Source organism: Flavobacterium sp. DG1-102-2 (assembly GCF_033042555.1).
Classification (GTDB): Bacteria; Bacteroidota; Bacteroidia; order Flavobacteriales; family Flavobacteriaceae; genus Flavobacterium.
This window is the reverse complement of the sequence record NZ_JAWLIK010000001.1, coordinates 246,365-263,649: the sequence shown is the minus strand read 5'-3', so window position 1 is coordinate 263,649 and position 17,285 is coordinate 246,365. Positions and strand designations below refer to the sequence as shown.

Annotated in this window: 18 protein-coding genes; 9 read left to right on the top strand and 9 right to left on the bottom strand. The window is 39.2% G+C overall.

The window, feature by feature from the left end; genetic code table 11:
- Positions 1-40 precede the first annotated feature (40 nt).
- From R1T16_RS01035 to R1T16_RS01025, 3 genes are all read right to left on the bottom strand, one after another.
- Positions 41-1,036: a YafY family protein gene (locus R1T16_RS01035; RefSeq protein ID WP_317499199.1), complete on the bottom strand. Its 996-nt coding sequence runs from the start codon at positions 1,034-1,036 to the stop codon at positions 41-43.
- Positions 1,037-1,104: 68 nt separating this feature from the next.
- Complete coding sequence (locus R1T16_RS01030) at positions 1,105-1,521, bottom strand: OsmC family peroxiredoxin (RefSeq protein WP_317499198.1); 417 nt, start codon at positions 1,519-1,521, stop codon at positions 1,105-1,107.
- 85 nt (positions 1,522-1,606) lie between these two features.
- On the bottom strand, positions 1,607-2,155 hold the full coding sequence (locus R1T16_RS01025; RefSeq protein ID WP_317499197.1) for a DUF1697 domain-containing protein: 549 nt from the start codon (positions 2,153-2,155) through the stop codon (positions 1,607-1,609).
- Between the two features lie 66 nt (positions 2,156-2,221).
- Here R1T16_RS01025 and rlmD point away from each other — a divergent pair, with 66 nt between their 5' ends.
- From rlmD to R1T16_RS01010, 3 genes are read left to right on the top strand one after another with little or no spacing between them, the layout of a single operon-like run.
- The gene (gene rlmD, locus R1T16_RS01020; protein WP_317499196.1) at positions 2,222-3,634 is read left to right on the top strand and encodes a 23S rRNA (uracil(1939)-C(5))-methyltransferase RlmD; all 1,413 of its coding nucleotides are present in this window, start codon (positions 2,222-2,224) and stop codon (positions 3,632-3,634) included.
- Between the two features lie 19 nt (positions 3,635-3,653).
- Positions 3,654-4,181 (top strand): DUF6452 family protein, encoded by a 528-nt coding sequence (locus tag R1T16_RS01015; RefSeq protein ID WP_317499195.1) that lies wholly within the window; start codon positions 3,654-3,656, stop codon positions 4,179-4,181.
- Positions 4,153-4,890 (top strand): DUF6048 family protein, encoded by a 738-nt coding sequence (locus R1T16_RS01010; RefSeq protein WP_317499194.1) that lies wholly within the window; start codon positions 4,153-4,155, stop codon positions 4,888-4,890. Before R1T16_RS01015 ends, R1T16_RS01010 begins: the two co-directional genes overlap by 29 nt.
- A 45-nt stretch (positions 4,891-4,935) precedes the next feature.
- Here R1T16_RS01010 and R1T16_RS01005 read toward each other — a convergent pair whose 3' ends face one another.
- Together R1T16_RS01005 and R1T16_RS01000 are read right to left on the bottom strand one after the other, a co-directional pair.
- Entirely contained in the window at positions 4,936-7,110 is a 2,175-nt protein-coding gene (locus R1T16_RS01005) for a T9SS type A sorting domain-containing protein (RefSeq protein WP_317499193.1), read from the bottom strand.
- A 128-nt stretch (positions 7,111-7,238) separates the two neighbouring features.
- Positions 7,239-7,904: a DUF4294 domain-containing protein gene (locus R1T16_RS01000; RefSeq protein WP_317499192.1), complete on the bottom strand. Its 666-nt coding sequence runs from the start codon at positions 7,902-7,904 to the stop codon at positions 7,239-7,241.
- Between the two features lie 80 nt (positions 7,905-7,984).
- Here R1T16_RS01000 and R1T16_RS00995 point away from each other — a divergent pair, with 80 nt between their 5' ends.
- Positions 7,985-9,076 carry a M42 family metallopeptidase gene (locus R1T16_RS00995; RefSeq protein ID WP_317499191.1) on the top strand — a complete coding sequence of 364 codons (1,092 nt, stop codon included), beginning with the start codon at positions 7,985-7,987 and terminating at the stop codon, positions 9,074-9,076.
- A gap of 47 nt (positions 9,077-9,123) precedes the next feature.
- Here R1T16_RS00995 and R1T16_RS00990 read toward each other — a convergent pair whose 3' ends face one another.
- The 4 genes from R1T16_RS00990 to R1T16_RS00975 form a co-directional block, all read right to left on the bottom strand.
- The gene (locus R1T16_RS00990) at positions 9,124-9,510 is read right to left on the bottom strand and encodes an ankyrin repeat domain-containing protein (protein ID WP_317499190.1); all 387 of its coding nucleotides are present in this window, start codon (positions 9,508-9,510) and stop codon (positions 9,124-9,126) included.
- 205 nt (positions 9,511-9,715) lie between these two features.
- Entirely contained in the window at positions 9,716-10,663 is a 948-nt protein-coding gene (locus R1T16_RS00985; RefSeq protein WP_317499189.1) for a phosphoribosylaminoimidazolesuccinocarboxamide synthase, read from the bottom strand.
- A gap of 145 nt (positions 10,664-10,808) precedes the next feature.
- Positions 10,809-11,144 (bottom strand): hypothetical protein, encoded by a 336-nt coding sequence (locus R1T16_RS00980; RefSeq protein ID WP_317499188.1) that lies wholly within the window; start codon positions 11,142-11,144, stop codon positions 10,809-10,811.
- Positions 11,145-11,202: 58 nt separating this feature from the next.
- On the bottom strand, positions 11,203-12,150 hold the full coding sequence (locus R1T16_RS00975) for a PhoH family protein (RefSeq protein ID WP_317499187.1): 948 nt from the start codon (positions 12,148-12,150) through the stop codon (positions 11,203-11,205).
- Positions 12,151-12,254: 104 nt separating this feature from the next.
- Here R1T16_RS00975 and R1T16_RS00970 point away from each other — a divergent pair, with 104 nt between their 5' ends.
- The 5 genes from R1T16_RS00970 (at position 12,255) to dnaN (ending at position 17,214) form a co-directional block, all read left to right on the top strand.
- Entirely contained in the window at positions 12,255-13,082 is an 828-nt protein-coding gene (locus R1T16_RS00970; RefSeq protein WP_317499186.1) for an SAM-dependent chlorinase/fluorinase, read from the top strand.
- Positions 13,083-13,173: 91 nt separating this feature from the next.
- On the top strand, positions 13,174-13,470 hold the full coding sequence (locus R1T16_RS00965; RefSeq protein WP_317499185.1) for an antibiotic biosynthesis monooxygenase family protein: 297 nt from the start codon (positions 13,174-13,176) through the stop codon (positions 13,468-13,470).
- 120 nt (positions 13,471-13,590) lie between these two features.
- Positions 13,591-14,316, top strand: a complete 726-nt coding sequence (gene gldF / locus R1T16_RS00960) for a gliding motility-associated ABC transporter permease subunit GldF (RefSeq protein WP_317499184.1) — start codon at positions 13,591-13,593, stop codon at positions 14,314-14,316.
- On the top strand, positions 14,316-16,001 hold the full coding sequence (gene gldG, locus R1T16_RS00955) for a gliding motility-associated ABC transporter substrate-binding protein GldG (RefSeq protein ID WP_317499183.1): 1,686 nt from the start codon (positions 14,316-14,318) through the stop codon (positions 15,999-16,001). The genes gldF and gldG overlap by 1 nt, the downstream gene beginning before the upstream one ends.
- 94 nt (positions 16,002-16,095) lie before the next feature.
- Positions 16,096-17,214, top strand: a complete 1,119-nt coding sequence (gene dnaN / locus R1T16_RS00950) for a DNA polymerase III subunit beta (protein ID WP_317499182.1) — start codon at positions 16,096-16,098, stop codon at positions 17,212-17,214.
- Positions 17,215-17,285 lie beyond the last annotated feature (71 nt).

Sequence of the window (17,285 nt, the reverse complement as noted above, 5' to 3'; positions counted from 1 at the left end):
CAAAAAACATAATTTGTAAAAGGAGAAACATTTTTGATAATCAGACTGAATCTTCATCGTTAGCAACAGCTATTTTAGCCGTAATTTTTTCCAGAAGTTTTGCAACACTATCCTTAAGTGCCTGCGGCTCTACAATCTCTGCGTAATCAGCATACATCAAAAACCATCTTGCAAGGCCTTCTTCTACCGACATGGAGAGAAAAGTCATTTCTATATAATCATCTGTTTCAATTTCAGATACAAAGCCGTAAAAATATTTTCTGTCCTGCATATATACGGCAACACTTTTATCTACCCGAATCACCGCTTTTTGCGTTACAAACCCTGATTTCATTGTTTTTCTCAGCTCCTGAAATTCTTTTAGTGATGCCCTGTCTTCCTGATCGAGATTTGTAAGCGCGATAGACAACACCCTGTCTATCCTGAACTGACGGTACTCCTGACGTAAATGACAGAACCCTATAGTATACCAAAAGTCGTTTTCGTGAAAAACACCTATGGGTTCTATAATGCGTTCGCTGCTGTCGTTAGCAAAAGCCTTGTAGGTAATCTTAACTGCTTTTTTATCGGCTATTGCCTTTAGCAATATATCCAGGATATTGCCGGGAGGAGACACATAATTTGGCTTTTGTACTACTACTATCTGCTCCTCAAGATTTTCCACAAGGTCTTTTTCCGTTCCCCTCAGTACAGCTTTTATCTTATACATTGCCGAGCCAAAATTTTTGTTCAGTTCGTTATCGGTAAACTTAGACATCAGTTTTTCTGCCGTAATAAAAGCTACAGCCTCTTCCTTGGTAAACATTACCGGCGGCAGCCTGTAACCGTCAACTATAGAATATCCTACACCTGCTTCGCCATACAGTGGAACACCCGCCTCTTCCAGCGTGCGTATATCACGATAAATGGTACGCAGGCTGGTATCAAACCTGTCGGCAAGATCCTGTGCCTTTACAACTTTTTTAGACTGCAGCTGAATCAATATTGCGGTTATCCTGTCAAAACGGTTCATTGGTAATTCTCTTGGTGTACCCAAAGATAAGAATTCCTGTAAACGAAAAAGGTCCCACTTGCGCGGGACCTCATATGAAATCAAAAATCAACTTAACTCCTTACTAATGTTGCATTAGATGTGATTGCCGTGTTTAACAGCTTAGATACTGGGCAGGTAGTTTCCGCTTTGGTAACCAGCTGCTGAAACTCATCAGTTTCTATATCATCAACCCTGGCAAGTACAGAGAGGTGCGATCCTACAATACTTCCGTTCTGGAAATCAATATCGCACTTTGTTTCTATTGAGGCTACATTATAGCCTGCTTCATTTATATATGCAGTAAGCTGCATTGTAAAACATCCTGCATGGGCAGCTGCAACCAGTTCTTCCGGGTTAGTACCGTTACCATCTTCAAAACGTGTTTTAAACGAATATTGCGTATTGCTTAAAACATTGCTTTGTGTAGTTATCTTACCGGCACCTTCTTTTAGCGAACCAGCCCATACTGCTGTGGCATTTCTTTTCATGTATTAAATTTAGATTTGGTTTATTCCTCCTAAATTAATCAATTAAGATGCTGGCTATGTAAGTTTTAACAAAATATTAAAACTCTTACTCCATCATAGAAAGCAACTTTAGTGTAGTATTCCAGTTACGTGTCGTGGCCCTTACTTTTAACTTACTTTCTGTAAGATTATTGGACAACTTAGAGTCAGAAGCTTTAGATTCCAGCCTAAAATAAAGTATATCAGCTTCCAGATCAATAAGGTCTTTGCCTATAGGTGCCTGCAGTAATTTTTCAAAATTCTCCTGTGAGGGCGTGTCAGATAAAAAAGTTACATAAAGCTTCTTAAATCCTGCCGGTTCCTCTTCCCTACCCTCAGCATAAGGATTATTATCTACGGCACTTTCAAGAGCCTCTTTTTGCAATACAAAAACAGAAACTTCAAAGCCATAATGCCTCTCTATCACTGCTTCGATAGCCAATCCAATTTCTTTTCCTGAGGATTGACTGCCTTCAAAAATTACATTACCGCTCTGTATATAGGTTTTAACGTTAAGATATCCTGCGTCAGTCATCAGCCTGCGAAGGTCTTCCATCTTTATTATCTTTTTTCCGCTCACATTTATGCCGCGGAGAAGGGCTAAGTATACAGGCATGTAAATTGTTTTATGAGATTGTAACAAATGTATCTAAATTTTAGAATAATACCTTATTTTTGCGCCATGGGAAGAAAGAAGACAGACAAGATTGTATTTGAGAATATATCGGTGCTAGATGCCGGTGCAAAGGGTGTATCGGTAGCAAAGGCTCCTGATGGTAAAGTGATCTTTATACCTAATGTGGTACCCGGAGATGTAGTTGATGTACAGACTTTTAAGAAGAAAAAGTCGTACTATGAAGGAAGGGCAATAAATTTTCATGAATATTCTGAACACAGGATAGACCCTGTATGCAGCCATTTTGGCTCATGTGGCGGCTGTAAGTGGCAGAATATGCAGTATTCCCAGCAGTTATTTTATAAAAATCAGGAGGTTTATAACCACCTTAAACGTATAGGTAAAGTAGAACTACCCGATTTTGATCCTATCCTGGGTTCAGAAAAACAATTCTATTACCGCAACAAAATGGAGTTCTCGTTTTCTAACGCACGCTGGAAAACACAGGCTGAGGTAGATAGCGGTGCAGAAATATCTGATGCCAACGCCCTTGGTTTCCATATCCCAAAAGCATGGGATAAAATACTTGACATTACACACTGCAGCCTCCAGGAGGATCCAAGTAATGGCATACGTAACAGTGTAAGGGAATTTGCGAATGCAAATGGTTTAAGCTTTTTTAATCCCCGTAACCACGAAGGACTGCTGCGCACCCTTATGATACGTACTGCATCAACAGGTGAGATCATGGTGCTCATCCAGTTTTTTGAAGATGATAAAGAAAAAAGGGAATTGCTTCTTAATTTTCTTGCAGAGCGTTATCCGCACATCACTTCGCTGCAATATGTAGTAAACAGTAAAGCTAACGACACGATATACGATCAGGATGTTGTTCTTTTTATGGGGCGCGATTATATCCTTGAAGAAATGGAAGGGCTCAAATTCAGTATCAATGCCAAGTCATTTTACCAAACCAATTCTGACCAGGCTTACGAACTATACAGCATAACCCGTGAATTTGCAGGACTTACAGGTAATGAGCTGGTATATGACCTTTATACTGGAACAGGAACAATTGCACAGTTTGTGTCTAAAAAAGCACGCAAAGTTATTGGCGTAGAAGCAGTGCCTGAAGCGATTGCAGATGCTAAAGAGAATGCAAAACGCAACAATATTACAAATTGCGAGTTTTTTGTAGGAGACATGAAAGTTGTCTTTAACGATGACTTTATAAATACACACGGCAGGCCGGATGTTATTATTACCGACCCACCGCGTGACGGAATGCACAAAGATGTTGTAGACCAAATATTGCAGATAGCCCCTGAAAAAGTGGTTTATGTAAGCTGTAACTCTGCAACACAGGCACGTGACCTCGCCCTTATGGACGAAAAATATAAGGTTACACGTGTGCGCCCTGTAGATATGTTCCCACAAACACACCATGTGGAAAATGTTGTACTTTTGGAAAAGCGATAAACAATAAGGCAAAGCCTATATGAAAAGATTAGTTGCATCAATAGCCGTTTTACTGATAGTGAGCGCTTACCTGTTAAGCTGCGAAAAGGATGATTTATGTGCCGATGGTTCGCCTATAACGCCACAGTTAGTGGTTAATTTTTATCAGCGGGACAACACCACACAGGTAAAGCGTGTTTCTAACTTTAAGGTGTACATTGAGGGTACAAACGACACATTGCCATTTAGAAGAGGTGATTCTTTAATTAAGATGCCTTTAAAAAATGACGCTGATAAGGTAAAATGGACAATACTATACAGGCTGGCGCAAACAGGCGCAGATTCATTAACTTTTATTGATGATTTTGAAATCAGTTACAAAAGGACGCAAACGTATGTTTCCCGTGCATGCGGTTTCAGGAATACATTTTTACTGGATCCCGAAAATACGCCCAACCCGGTTATAACACATCATCCTGAAAATCCGGGTACTTTTATTTCTGATAAAAATATAATTAATCCCAACGTAGAAAACGAAAATGAAGCACATATCAACATCTATTTTTAGTATATTTTTACTGGCTTCACTTTTAGGCAATGCACAGGAGAAAAAAGCTTTAGATACTACAGCTACGGGTGTGCCCATATATCCTGATCGCTACGGGCTGCGTATAGGCGTAGATCTTCACAGGGCTACAAGGTCTTTGTATGAAGATGGCTTTAAAGGCTTTGAAATAGTTGCCGATTACAGGCTAACTAAAAAATTATATTTTGCAGGAGAAATTGGTACGGCAGATTTTACTATTGATGATGACCTTGTAAATTTCACCACAAAAGGAAGTTATTTTAAAGCCGGTGTTGATATCAACTCGTACGAAAACTGGCTAGATATGGAAAACATGATCTACATTGGCTTCCGTTATGGTTTTTCATCTTTCAGCCAAAACCTTAACTCCTATACTATTTACGACCAAAACGATTATTTTCCTGACGTCACGGTATATCCCAATAGAAAATACAGCAGCCTTTCGGCACACTGGGGAGAAATTGTTGGAGGCATGAAAGTGGAAGTATATGATAATATCTACTTGGGTTTTAGTGTACGACTGAACTTCCTGATCACTGATAAAAAACCTCAGGATTTTGATAACCTTTATATTCCCGGGTTTAACCGTACTTATGACGGTAGTTTTGGGGTTGGGTTTAATTACTCCCTCTCCTACTTTATACCTTTATACAAAAAGAACAAGCCCGTTATTGAAGAGGCTAAAAAATAAAAAATGCCCTCATTACGAGGGCATTTGTATTTTAAAGCATCAATTTTATTTCACGATAAGTTTTTTTGTCTGCTGCTTTCCTGATACAGTTACGCTTACAAAATATATTCCTGATTTTAATGCTGAAATGTTAAGAATACCTTCATTGTTCTGGTAAGATGAGTGAAGTACTTTTTTGCCAAGAACATCTGTCACGCTTACGCCGAATGAAGAAACACCATTTGCAAGCAGAAGATTTACATTTTGCGATGCAGGATTAGGGTATACCGTGAAAGTATCAATTGCGGTGTCAGCTAATCCAGCCAATGCAGTAACTGTAGTAGTAGTTGTATTGGTATCGATAACATCGTTAAAATCAAAATATATTCCTGCCTGAGCTGTCATAACATCTCCAATAGTAACAGTTGCTTTCGGTTTGATCCTGTAAATAACATAACCATGGCTTGCAGGTTCATCGGCACTTTCAAAAGGAAGATCTATACCGTTAAAAACAAACTCAACAAGTCCGTTTGTATTTTTAATCGTAAACGGATCGCTTGCAGCTATAGCTTCAAAAGTAGCCCAGTCCAAATCTTCGTCAAGCATTGTTTCAATCCTTACATTTTCTGCGTTAGCAGTTCCTTTATTCTGGAAACGGATAGTGTAATTAAGATAATTGCCTGTCTCATCTTCCTTAATAAATTCACCTTCCCTAACAGCTATATCATTAGGGTCGTAAGATCCCACAACAATTTGATCCAGCAGAGATACATTATCTACAGGATTCTCATCGTCTGCTAGCGGTGTAATAGTAGCTGTAAAGTTTAAGAAGCTCCCTGTTGGCACAACTTGCGGCAGCATCACCATAAAGTTAGCCGTTGCTATTTTTGTCTGTAAAGGCAGCAGGTCTTCATAATCAAGCGTTAGTGTATTTCCTGACTGCATCATTGCAGGAAGCGCATTTGTAAAGGTCATTTTTGAAGCATCAAACTGTAGTGTTATAGTACCGCTTTTTGGCAATGCGCCAAGATTTTGGTATATAACTGCATAAGAGGCTGCAAAACCGGCGCGTGCCTGCGTAATTGGAACAAGGGTAACGGAAACATCATTCATTATTACAACAGGTGTAATGCAAAAGTTTACCTCTTCTTCATTGCCAGGCATCAAAACGTTTTGAGTTGACGGACTTACTGTAAGTGATGATGAAGATGTTACGCTCACTACGCCATTACCATTAGGTACGTTTAAAAAATTATAGTATCCATCAGCATTGGTATATACAATGTAAACATTATCGTTATGGGTATAATAAACCGGAATACCTGATGCCGCAGCCTCAAAACTATCACAGTCACCATCTAAATTAAGTGAGACAAAACCCGACACCGAATTATCGTTACATTCGGCAGCTATAATCTGAAAACCAGAAACCCATCGGCAATTTGTTACCGTCCCTGTTTGAATAGCAGCAACATATAACGTTTGGGTATTAGGAACAACATTAGCGAAATTCACAGTATTAGGAATAGCATTTGTACCCATTTCAGCATCCGCCAGCGTATTATGAAAAGTATAGACGAAATCACCTTCTACACCCTCGCCTATTTGATCAATAATATCATTAAGGTTAAAAATTTCAAAACCATCGCCGTTCTCGTCGCAGGCATATAAAGGTTCCGGTTGGTTTAATTGGGGGGCCATATCTATGGTAACTACAAAACTTGCTTCGTCAGAACAACCAAAGTCGTTCTCTGCATAAATATAAATGGTTGTGGTCGTTGTAATCAAAGTTCCTAAAGGTAACAGGTCTATGCCTCCGGCGGTAAGATAATAACTACCAACCTGCAATGGCGGAAGTTCATAGGCATCGCAGGCTGTTACATCTGCCATTTCCTGTACAAACACTCCCGAACTCCAACTCGTAGTAAATATTGTTATATCATTGTCTCCGTTTGTAAGGTTTACAACCTTGGCAAAAATTGTCTGCTGCTGTGGCGATACGTATGCGATTGCATTTACAATCTGGTTTACTCCAGCCACTGCATCTGCCTGGTTAAGATAATATTCTACCGAATAATTATCAGGGCTTTGATTGCCTAAGATAATTAGATCCTGTACTGTAAGGTCAAAAACCTCATTGCCGCATTGGTGGATAGACGGTGCAGGATAAGCTTCTGCCTGCGCAAAAACGTTTAGCGCTGACAAGAGTACGAAAGCCAGAAAAAGTATTTGTTCTTTCATAGTAAAGGTTTGATTTGTTATGCTTATCAAACAGTTACAATGTTAAAATCCCTACTACGACTTGCAATATTTTTTTTTAATTGAAATAAAAGATGACAAAAAAAACCGGACTGAATGTCCGGTTTATATTAGTCTTCTTTTTTATTCTTTTCGCGCCATTGCTGAGTTATTGCCTTATAATTTATGGCAAATGCCGGCTGTTGGTCGGGCAGCCTTCGCTCTCTGAAGGCCTGGATTAAAAATCCTTCTATATGGTAATCTTCAGGTATTGTTGCCGGGCTGTATTCTTTTTTAAGGTCAATGTTAAACACATGGGCAACACGGTTAGACCAAAATGCCTTCCAGCCGCTTTTATGTTCCTTAATAAGATTGAACGTGCTCTTACCTGTCTGCCTGTAAATAAGCTTAACGAGTATCTGTCCCTCTTTTCGGGATAGTTTTTTCAGCCTGGCTTCAAACTCATCTTCAAGATATTTTTCTACGATCTTGGCATATTTCTTTTTCTCTTTATCAGTCTTAAGCTTTTCCATGTTGGTATTGAGCATGGTAAGCCTGTCAGCCGCTGTCTTGGCAAACGGATACACCTTTAATGTCCTTCGTTTAAGCAGGATAAGATTTTTGCGTTCTTCTTCCGAAATGGTATCCTTTACATTAGATATCACGATCTCGTTCATCTCAAACGCAAGGGCAATAGAGTCGTTTTCAGCACTTTTAATCGTGTCGTTTGCTACGACCTGAGCATTGGCACAAAAGGCAGTTACAATTAAAAACAATAAGCAGATGCGTGCTTTCATTTATTAAAAATTTATATCAAAAATATACAATAATACTTAACTCTGTAATCTAATTTATATTTTAGCGGAAAATTAAATTTATGTCTTCAAAAACCATACTAAAGGATACATCTGTAGCTTTTCTTGAGCAATATTTAAACAATCCCTCTCCTACCGGATACGAGTCTGAAGGACAGAAGATATGGATGGAATACCTTACACCTTACGTTGATACTTTTATTACCGATACTTATGGTACAGCCGTAGGCGTTATCAATCCCGATGCACCTTATAAAGTGGTCATAGAAGGGCATAGCGACGAAATCTCATGGTATGTAAACTACATCACAGAAAACGGCCTTATATACGTTATCCGTAACGGTGGGTCTGACCACATGATTGCCCCCTCTAAAAGGGTAAACATACATACAAAGAACGGCATTGTTAAAGGTGTCTTTGGCTGGCCGGCAATACACACACGTAACCGCGGTAAAGAAGAACCTGCTAAAATTGAAACAATTTTCATTGACTGCGGGTGCAATACTAAAGAAGAGGTTGAAAAACTTGGTGTTCATGTAGGCTGCGTTATCATTTATCCTGATGATTTCATGATCCTTAACAATGACAAATTCGTATGCCGTGCTATAGACAACCGCATTGGCGGGTTCATGATTGCCGAAGTTGCACGACTGCTTCACGAAAACAAAAAAAAGCTTCCTTTTGGACTTTATATCACTAATTCTGTCCAGGAAGAAGTTGGCCTTCGCGGTGCAGAGATGATAACTAAAACCATTCGCCCAAATGTTGCCATCGTGACTGATGTATGCCACGACAGCACAACACCAATGATTGACAAGCGTATTGAAGGCGAAACCCAGATAGGTAAAGGCCCAGTTATTACTTATGCTCCTGCTGTACAAAACAATCTTAGGGAACTTATAATAGACACTGCCAATAAGAACGAGATACCTTTCCAGAGGCTTGCTTCATCGCGTGTTACCGGTACAGATACCGATGCTTTTGCTTACAGCAATGGCGGCGTGGCTTCTGCACTGATTTCGCTTCCGTTGCGTTACATGCACACAACAGTAGAAATGGTTCACAGGGACGATGTGGAAAATGTTATTAAACTGATCTATGAAACGCTCCTGAATATTGAAAACGAAGAAACCTTCTCTTATTTTAAAGCATAAAAAAAGCACCTCCGGGTGCTTTTTTTGTTTTACAACAGTTTTGTTAATTAAGCATTTAACGCCTGTTTGATAACAACAACAGCTTCGGCCGCATTAGATGCTTCTGCATATTTTAATGCAGAAATACCTTTTTCGTCTTTAGCTTTAACATCCGCTCCTTTGCTAAGCAATAATTTAACAATTTCCACCTGGTTATAACGGGCAGCAATCATAAGCGGAGTCATTCCGTTAGATTTTTCATGTATGTCTGCACCGTATTCAATGAATTTTTTTACAGCAGCAACATCGCCCTTTGCAATTGCCATACCAAGCGGCGTAACGGTTTTGTGTGTACTAACCATTTCTGCGTTTGGAGCAGTACTAAGTGTATTTGCTACAGTTACATTACTAAAGGCTACAAGAGCCAGGCCTAGATAAATGATCGATTTTTTCATGATGATGATTGTTTTGAATTGATGATTATTTTTTTTATCCGACTGATTAGATCGTTTAAAGTAATAGACGCTCACAACCATGTAAACGTTACAGTATTTGATTACTTTAACTAAATTTTAACAATTCAAAACTTACTATGCCTGCATACATAAACAACAAAACCGCCCTAGAAATAAGGCGGTTTTGTCAATTTTGTGGAGTAAATTATTTGTTCAGGAAAGCAAGAACATTTTTTTCAATTCGCTCATCAATATTTGTAATATCTGCTTTAGCGAACTTCTCTCCAAGTATGTTTTCGTATAATTCGATATATCTTTCTGATACCGACTCAATATACTCATCTGTCATTTCAGGAATCTGCTGTCCTTCTTTACCCTGAAAACCGTTACCTATAAGCCACTGGCGCACAAACTCCTTAGAAAGCTGCTTTTGCGATTCACCACTGTTTTGGCGTTGCTGGTAACCTTCAGCATAAAAATAGCGTGAAGAATCCGGCGTATGTATCTCGTCAATAAGAACGATCCTGCCGTCTTTGGTTTTACCAAATTCATATTTTGTATCTACAAGTATAAGTCCGCGTGATGCAGCTATCTCGGTACCTCTCTGGAAAAGGGCACGGGTATATTTTTCAAGTACAAGGTAATCCTCTTCAGATACAATTCCGTTAGCAAGGATGTCCTCACGCGAAATATCCATATCGTGCTCACCGTTATCTGCCTTAGTTGTAGGCGTGATTATTGGCGAAGGAAATTTATCATTCTCTTTAAGGCCTTCAACAAGCTCCACACCGCAAAGTACTCTTTTACCGGCAGCATATTCGCGCGCTGAGTGACCTGAAAGGTAACCGCGTATAACCATCTCTACCTTAAAAGGCTCACAAAGCAAACCTACAGCAACATTTGGATCAGGAGTATCAATAAGCCAGTTAGGCACCACATCTTCAGTAAGGCGCATAAATTTTGTGGCTATCTGGTTAAGTATCTGCCCTTTGTAAGGGATACCTTTGGGTAAAACCACGTCAAAGGCAGAAAGCCTGTCTGTAGCCACCATTACCAATAGCTCATCGTTAATATTGTATACTTCCCTTACTTTACCGCGGTAAACCGATTTTTGCCCCGGAAAATTGAAATCAGTGCTTGTTATGGTATTCATGAAACTTGTTATACGTTTATAGTTTTTTGAAGATGCAAAAATAAGAAAGTTATAAGCAATAAGTTATATAATTACTAAAATAATAAAGCCAAAGTACAGGATAACCTGAATCTCTGGCTTTATATATATTAATTTAGTATAGTTTTTAGTTCACATAAACCGTGCTTTCGCCCAGTTTATATCTTAGTTCCTTTTTACCCATTGCACCTACGGTTACTTCGCCATCAAAGGAATACTTGTATTTACCTGTAACTACAATTTCATTTGTAGCCATGTTAAACACAATCTTATCGGCATTTTCAATTTTGATTTTTTCGGTTTTAAATGACGCATTATCTAAGAGTTCCATCATTTTAGTATCCTTATCAATACTAATGACCTCACTTTTAAATTCAGTGTCTTTATCTTTTTTTACAACAGTTTCCTGTGCATACATCCCTGCACAAAAGGCAAGAGCAGCGACTAACAATAACTTCTTCATTTTATATAGAATTAAATTGGTTGCAATTATTCAAAAGAACACTGGCATCACACTGAAATTAATCCAAATTCTCAATGCTCTTATAAGCCTCAATAACCCTCTTAACAAGACGGTGGCGTACAATATCTTTATCATCAAGGTACAGGATACCAATGCCCTCTACATTTTTAAGGATAAGGATTGCCTCCTTAAGACCGGATGTCGTGCGGCGTGGTAAATCTACCTGCCCCGGGTCACCCGTAATCATAAATTTGGCGTTCTTGCCCATACGGGTAAGGAACATTTTCATTTGCGAGTGCGTTGTGTTCTGCGCCTCATCTAATATTACAAAGGCGTTATCCAGCGTACGCCCCCTCATAAACGCAAGCGGCGCTATCTGTATTATCCCTTTTAAAATATAATCTTCTAATGTTTGTGGTGGCAGCATGTCACGCAGTGCATCATATAATGGCTGCATGTAAGGATCCAGCTTCTCCTTCATATCCCCCGGAAGAAAACCAAGGTTCTCCCCTGCCTCAACAGCCGGGCGGGTTAATATGATACGCTTTACCTGCTTTTCTTTTAATGCTTTTACAGCCAGTGCCACACCGGTATAGGTCTTACCCGTACCTGCAGGGCCTATAGCAAACACCATGTCATTTTTATACATAGAGTCTACAAGCAGCTGCTGGTTTGGCGTAAGTGCTTTTATAAGCTTACCACCCACCCCATGCACTAAAATCTTATCGCTTGGGTCCATTTGCTCTACCTGGTTGTCACTTTGTATTACCCTTTCTATTACATTGTCGTCAATGTTGTTATAACGTGTAAAATGAAGCATCAGCCTTTTAAAGCGTTTTTCAAATTCGTCAAGAATTTCTTTTTCGCCAAAGGCTTTAAGGGTAGTTCCTCTTGCTACGATCTTTAACTTAGGATAATATTTTTTAATGGTTTCAAGATGAGAATCCTGAGCGCCCCAAAAATCTTTTGGAGCTATGTCTGTCAATTCAATTATTCTTTCGTTCAAAAGCAGTTGATTTTAATTAGAGAAATGAGCCATATAATTATTAGCTTTGCAATCAAATTTAGTGAAATTAAATCTCGCTTTTTGTAAAAGTTTTACACAATTTTATGTCAATAATTACCCTTACAACCGATTTTGGCCTCAAGGACCATTTTGTGGGCGCTTTGAAGGGAAAAATTATTTCCGGCTATCAGGAAGCCGTTATTATTGACATTTCCCATAATATTGATCATTTTAATGTATCAGAAGCCAGCTATATAGTTGGCGCTGCATACAATAGCTTTCCTAAAGGCACCGTGCACCTAATAGGTGTGGATGCCGAGCTGACCAATGACAACAAACATATTGTCATGCAATGGAATGATCATTACTTTATTTGTGCCGATAACGGTATCCTGAGCATACTTACCCAAAAGATACTTCCTGAGAAAATAGTTGAGATCAATATCCACGACCGACTTAATGAGGGAGCCACAGAAATGGATGTTTTTGTGATGGTGGCGTGCCATATTGCAAAGGGCGGACAGCTAAGTGTTATAGGCCGTGAGATTACCGAAATTAAAGAGATGAACGAGCTGCAGCCTATTGTCGCTGCCGATAACAACTCTATAAAAGGATATATTGCCTACATAGACCACTTTGGTAACTGTGTGACAAATATTTCGCACAGCATGGTTAAAGAAGCTGCTAAAGGCCGTGATTTTGAAATTACGTTTAGTACCAAGACTATCAAGTCGGTACGTAAGGGCTATTCTGATTTTGTAATAAGGGAGACTTTCACCATAAAAGACCACGAAGGCGATAAGCTGGCCATATTTAACGAAGCCGGCTTTCTTGAAATTGCCATATACCGCAGTAATCCAAGTACGGTAGGATCAGCAAATACATTGCTTGGCCTAAAATTCAGGGATGTCGTTAACGTGGTTTTCAGATAATTGATTTGATGGTTTGATGATTTGGTTATATGTCAAAAAACGACTTGAAATTTGTCTTTTGTGATTTGAAATTTAAATTGAAAATAACTGTATGTTTGTACGCATTGTAAAAATGGGGTTTCATGAAGATAAGGTAGAAGCCTTTCTTAATAATTTTGAGCAGGTTAAGCAGGATATACGAAATTTCCCCGGCAACCGTTTCTTAGAACTGTACAGGGACAAAAACAACCCAAACGTATTTTTTACCTACAGTTACTGGGAAGACGAAGCCGATCTGGAAAATTACAGGAATTCTGAACTGTTCATAGAAGTATGGGCCTTTACAAAGCAGCTTTTTAGCCAGAAACCGGAGGCATGGAGCGTAGATAAACTGGTTACATTAGAATAAATAAAATATAAGTTTTGTCATTCTGAAGGAAGCGCAGCGTAGCTGAGGAATCTCTTTAAGGATTTGCACCACCAGTCTGTTAAATGACAGAATATCATTAATATAAAACGTAAAAGTTAAATGAAAGCATTATTATTACGTGAGATCAAATCCTTTTTCGGTTCGCCGATAGGTTATCTGGTCATTGCGATTTTTCTTTTGCTCAATGGTCTTTTCCTATGGGTTTTTGAGGGTGATTTTAATATCCTGAACAGCGGTTTTGCCGATCTTAGCCCTTTCTTTACCATCTCGCCCTGGATACTTATTTTCCTTATTCCGGCAGTTACCATGCGTAGTTTCTCTGATGAGAAGAAACAGGGAACAATAGAGCTGTTGTTTACTAAACCCTTAAGCATATGGCAGATCGTAAATGGTAAGTTCTTTGGAGCACTCACACTTATTGTACTGGCATTACTGCCTACAATTGTATATGTACTTGTTATTTCCTGGCTGGGGAATCCTGAAGGCAATATTGATATGGGAAGCACCGTAGGGTCTTACTTTGGACTGCTTTTCCTTATTGCAGGGTACACGGCTATAGGAATATTTACCTCTACCCTTTCTGACAACCAGATCGTTGCCTTTATACTTTCGGTATTCTTCTGCTTTGTTTTTTATTTTGGTTTTGAAGGAATTGCAAGCTATGTAACCGGCATGAACGGCTTTGTTGCGGCATTAGGAATGGATTACCATTTTAAGAGCATGAGCCGCGGCGTACTTGATACAAGGGATGTTATATACTTTATAAGCATTGCAGTGTTCTTCCTGTCAGTAACTGTGTACAAACTAAAATCGCTAAAAGGATAATGGAAACAGGAAAACAGAAAAACCTTAAGCAGCTGCTGCTTACAGCGATCGTATTACTTGTGCTTAACTTTGCAGGCATCTATTACTTTAAACGATTTGACCTTACCCACGATAAGCGCTATACCCTTTCGCCTACCACGCTTAGCATTGTAGAAGAAGTACAGGAACCATTATACATAGATGTTTTTCTTGAAGGAGATTTCCCGGGGGAATTTAAAAGGCTTCAGGACGAAACAAGGCAGCTTCTGGAAGAATTCCACGCACGCAATTCTAACATCATCTTTAATTTTACCAATCCGCTGGCCGACGAAAAAACACGCGACCAGGCTATACAGGAACTGTACAAAATGGGTATGACACCTATTAGTGTTACAGTGGATGATAAGGGAAAACAGTCGCAGGAAGTTGTATTTCCATGGGCTATGGTAAATTACGAAAAGAAGACTGTAAAACTGCCATTACTTAAAAATATGCTTGGCGCTTCTACTGCCGAAAAGGTAGTGAGTTCTGTACAGCATCTTGAATATGCCATTACCGAAGCTATAAATAAGGTAACGAAGGAAAAAGAGAAAAAGGTTGCCATTATAAAAGGTAACGGCGAGATGAATGACAGGCTTATGGGCGATTTCATCAAAACCGTTCGCGAGAGTTATTTTATTGCTCCGTTTACATTGGATTCAGTGGCAAAAGACCCTGAGAGAACCCTTAAGCAGCTTAAGGGCTATGACCTTACGGTTATTGCAAAACCAACAGAAGCCTTTACAGAGCAGGAAAAACAGGTAATAGACCAGTATATAGTAGCCGGCGGTAAAACCCTATGGATGATTGACGCTGTGCAGATAGAAATGGACAGTCTTTACAATTCTACCGGCAGCACGCTTGCTTTTCCTAAAGACTTAAACCTTAATGACATATTCTTTAAATATGGCTTCAGGATCAATCCTGACCTTGTTAAAGACGAAATGGCAACGCGTATCAAACTTGCTTCGGGTGCACAGGGCAGCGAAACGCAGTACCAGGAATATCCGTGGAAATTCTCGCCGTATGTATATCCTGATTCAGACAATCCTATCGTTAAGAATATGAGCGGTATACGATTTGAATTTGCCAATGGAATAGACATATTAAAGAATGACATTAAGAAGACAGTACTTTTAAAGTCGTCTCCCTACTCTAAAAAAATAGGCACGCCTGTAGAGGTAAAGCTTGAAATGGTTTCGGAGGAAGGCAATCCTAAAGACTATATTGGCAAAGGGTCAATCCCTGTAGCTGTGCTGCTTGAAGGCAAATTTCATTCGGCTTTTGAAAACCGTGTACTGCCGTTTAAAGACCCTTCATACAAAAAAGAGGACAAAGCAGGACAGATGATCGTAATATCAGACGGTGATATCATAAAGAATCAATTGGATAAGGAATTCCAGCCAATGGAGCTTGGTTACGATAAGTGGACAGGCAATCTTTATGACAACAAAGGTTTCATCATGAACTGCGTAAACTACCTGCTGGACGACAAGGGACTTATTAACATCCGCAGTAAAGATGTCGATCTTCCTATGCTGGATGTACAAAAAGTTCACGACAACTATTCTACCGCACAGTTTATAACTGTCGGATTACCAATAGTCATTTTAGCGCTGTTCGGGGTGTTGTTCACTTACCTGAGGAAAAGGAAATATTCAAAGTAGTGTTAATAAAAAATGTTGCACTATTCCATTTGATTACGATATATTTGTGAAACGTAAAATCGACGAATTTTACAATTAAATAAACCAAAAAGAGATGAAATTTATAGTATCCAGTTCATATTTGCTAAAACAACTACAGGTTTTAGGAAGTGTTATTAACAGTAATAATACGCTGCCTATACTTGACAACTTCCTTTTTGAATTAGATAATACAGAATTAAAAGTATCAGCGTCTGACTTAGAGACTACTATGTCTGCTACGCTTGAGATTGATTCAGAAAGCAAAGGAAGCGTTGCCGTTCCTGCAAAATTGTTACTGGAAACCCTAAAAACATTCCCTGAGCAGCCACTTACCTTCACAGTTGAAGATAACAACACTATAGAGATAAGCTCTAACTCAGGTAAGTATGCACTTGCTTATGCATCAGGAGATGAGTTTCCTAAAGCGGTGACGCTTGAAGACCCATCGTCTACCCTTGTACCGGCAGAAGTGCTTGCAACTGCTGTAAGCAAAACGATATTCGCTGCAGGTAATGATGATTTAAGACCTGTAATGTCGGGTGTGTTCTTCCAGTTCTCTCCGGAAGGCCTGATCTTTGTTGCAACAGATGCCCACAAACTTGTAAAATACTCAAGGGCAGACGTTAAAGCGTCTCAGGTAGCTGATTTCATCATGCCTAAAAAACCATTAACGATACTTAAAGGTATACTTGGTTCATCGGATGCAGAAGTTAAAATAGAGTACAATGACTCTAATGCGACATTCTCTTTTGATAACTATGTGCTTACCTGCCGACTTATAGATGGCAAATACCCTAACTATGAAGCGGTTATACCAAAAGAAAATCCTAACAAACTGCTTATCAGCAGGACTCAGATACTAAGTTCTGTACGTCGTGTTGCTATTTTCTCTAACAAGACCACGCACCAGATACGCCTTAAAATTGCAGGGACTGAACTTAACATTTCTGCAGAAGATATTGATTACTCAAACAAAGCAGAAGAACGTTTAACCTGTGATTATCAAGGAGATGATATGCAGATTGGATTCAATTCACGTTTTCTTACAGAGATGCTTACCAACCTTCAGAGTGACGAGATCATGCTTGAGATGTCATTGCCAAACCGCGCAGGTATCCTTACCCCGGTAGATGGCCTTGACGAAGGTGAAACAGTTACCATGCTGGTTATGCCGGTAATGCTTAATAACTAAAATTTCAAAAAGCAAATAACAAATTTCAAAGACTTAAACTTTGATTTTTGATGCTTAGAATTTGGAATTTT

Bases quoted from the DNA above. Each gene is read 5' to 3' on its own strand.
- gldG (WP_317499183.1), top strand. From the start codon at position 14,316: ATGGAAACAGGAAAACAGAAAAACCTTAAGCAGCTGCTGCTTACAGCG.
- R1T16_RS01000 (WP_317499192.1), bottom strand. From the start codon at position 7,904: ATGAAAGCACGCATCTGCTTATTGTTTTTAATTGTAACTGCCTTTTGT.
- R1T16_RS00965 (WP_317499185.1), top strand. From the start codon at position 13,174: ATGTTTGTACGCATTGTAAAAATGGGGTTTCATGAAGATAAGGTAGAA.
- R1T16_RS01030 (WP_317499198.1), bottom strand. From the start codon at position 1,521: ATGAAAAGAAATGCCACAGCAGTATGGGCTGGTTCGCTAAAAGAAGGT.
- R1T16_RS01015 (WP_317499195.1), top strand. From the start codon at position 3,654: ATGAAAAGATTAGTTGCATCAATAGCCGTTTTACTGATAGTGAGCGCT.
- R1T16_RS00980 (WP_317499188.1), bottom strand. From the start codon at position 11,144: ATGAAGAAGTTATTGTTAGTCGCTGCTCTTGCCTTTTGTGCAGGGATG.
- R1T16_RS00995 (WP_317499191.1), top strand. From the start codon at position 7,985: ATGTCTTCAAAAACCATACTAAAGGATACATCTGTAGCTTTTCTTGAG.
- gldF (WP_317499184.1), top strand. From the start codon at position 13,591: ATGAAAGCATTATTATTACGTGAGATCAAATCCTTTTTCGGTTCGCCG.
- R1T16_RS00985 (WP_317499189.1), bottom strand. From the start codon at position 10,663: ATGAATACCATAACAAGCACTGATTTCAATTTTCCGGGGCAAAAATCG.
- R1T16_RS01010 (WP_317499194.1), top strand. From the start codon at position 4,153: ATGAAGCACATATCAACATCTATTTTTAGTATATTTTTACTGGCTTCA.
- R1T16_RS01005 (WP_317499193.1), bottom strand. From the start codon at position 7,110: ATGAAAGAACAAATACTTTTTCTGGCTTTCGTACTCTTGTCAGCGCTA.
- R1T16_RS00990 (WP_317499190.1), bottom strand. From the start codon at position 9,510: ATGAAAAAATCGATCATTTATCTAGGCCTGGCTCTTGTAGCCTTTAGT.
- rlmD (WP_317499196.1), top strand. From the start codon at position 2,222: ATGGGAAGAAAGAAGACAGACAAGATTGTATTTGAGAATATATCGGTG.
- R1T16_RS00970 (WP_317499186.1), top strand. From the start codon at position 12,255: ATGTCAATAATTACCCTTACAACCGATTTTGGCCTCAAGGACCATTTT.
- R1T16_RS01025 (WP_317499197.1), bottom strand. From the start codon at position 2,155: ATGCCTGTATACTTAGCCCTTCTCCGCGGCATAAATGTGAGCGGAAAA.
- dnaN (WP_317499182.1), top strand. From the start codon at position 16,096: ATGAAATTTATAGTATCCAGTTCATATTTGCTAAAACAACTACAGGTT.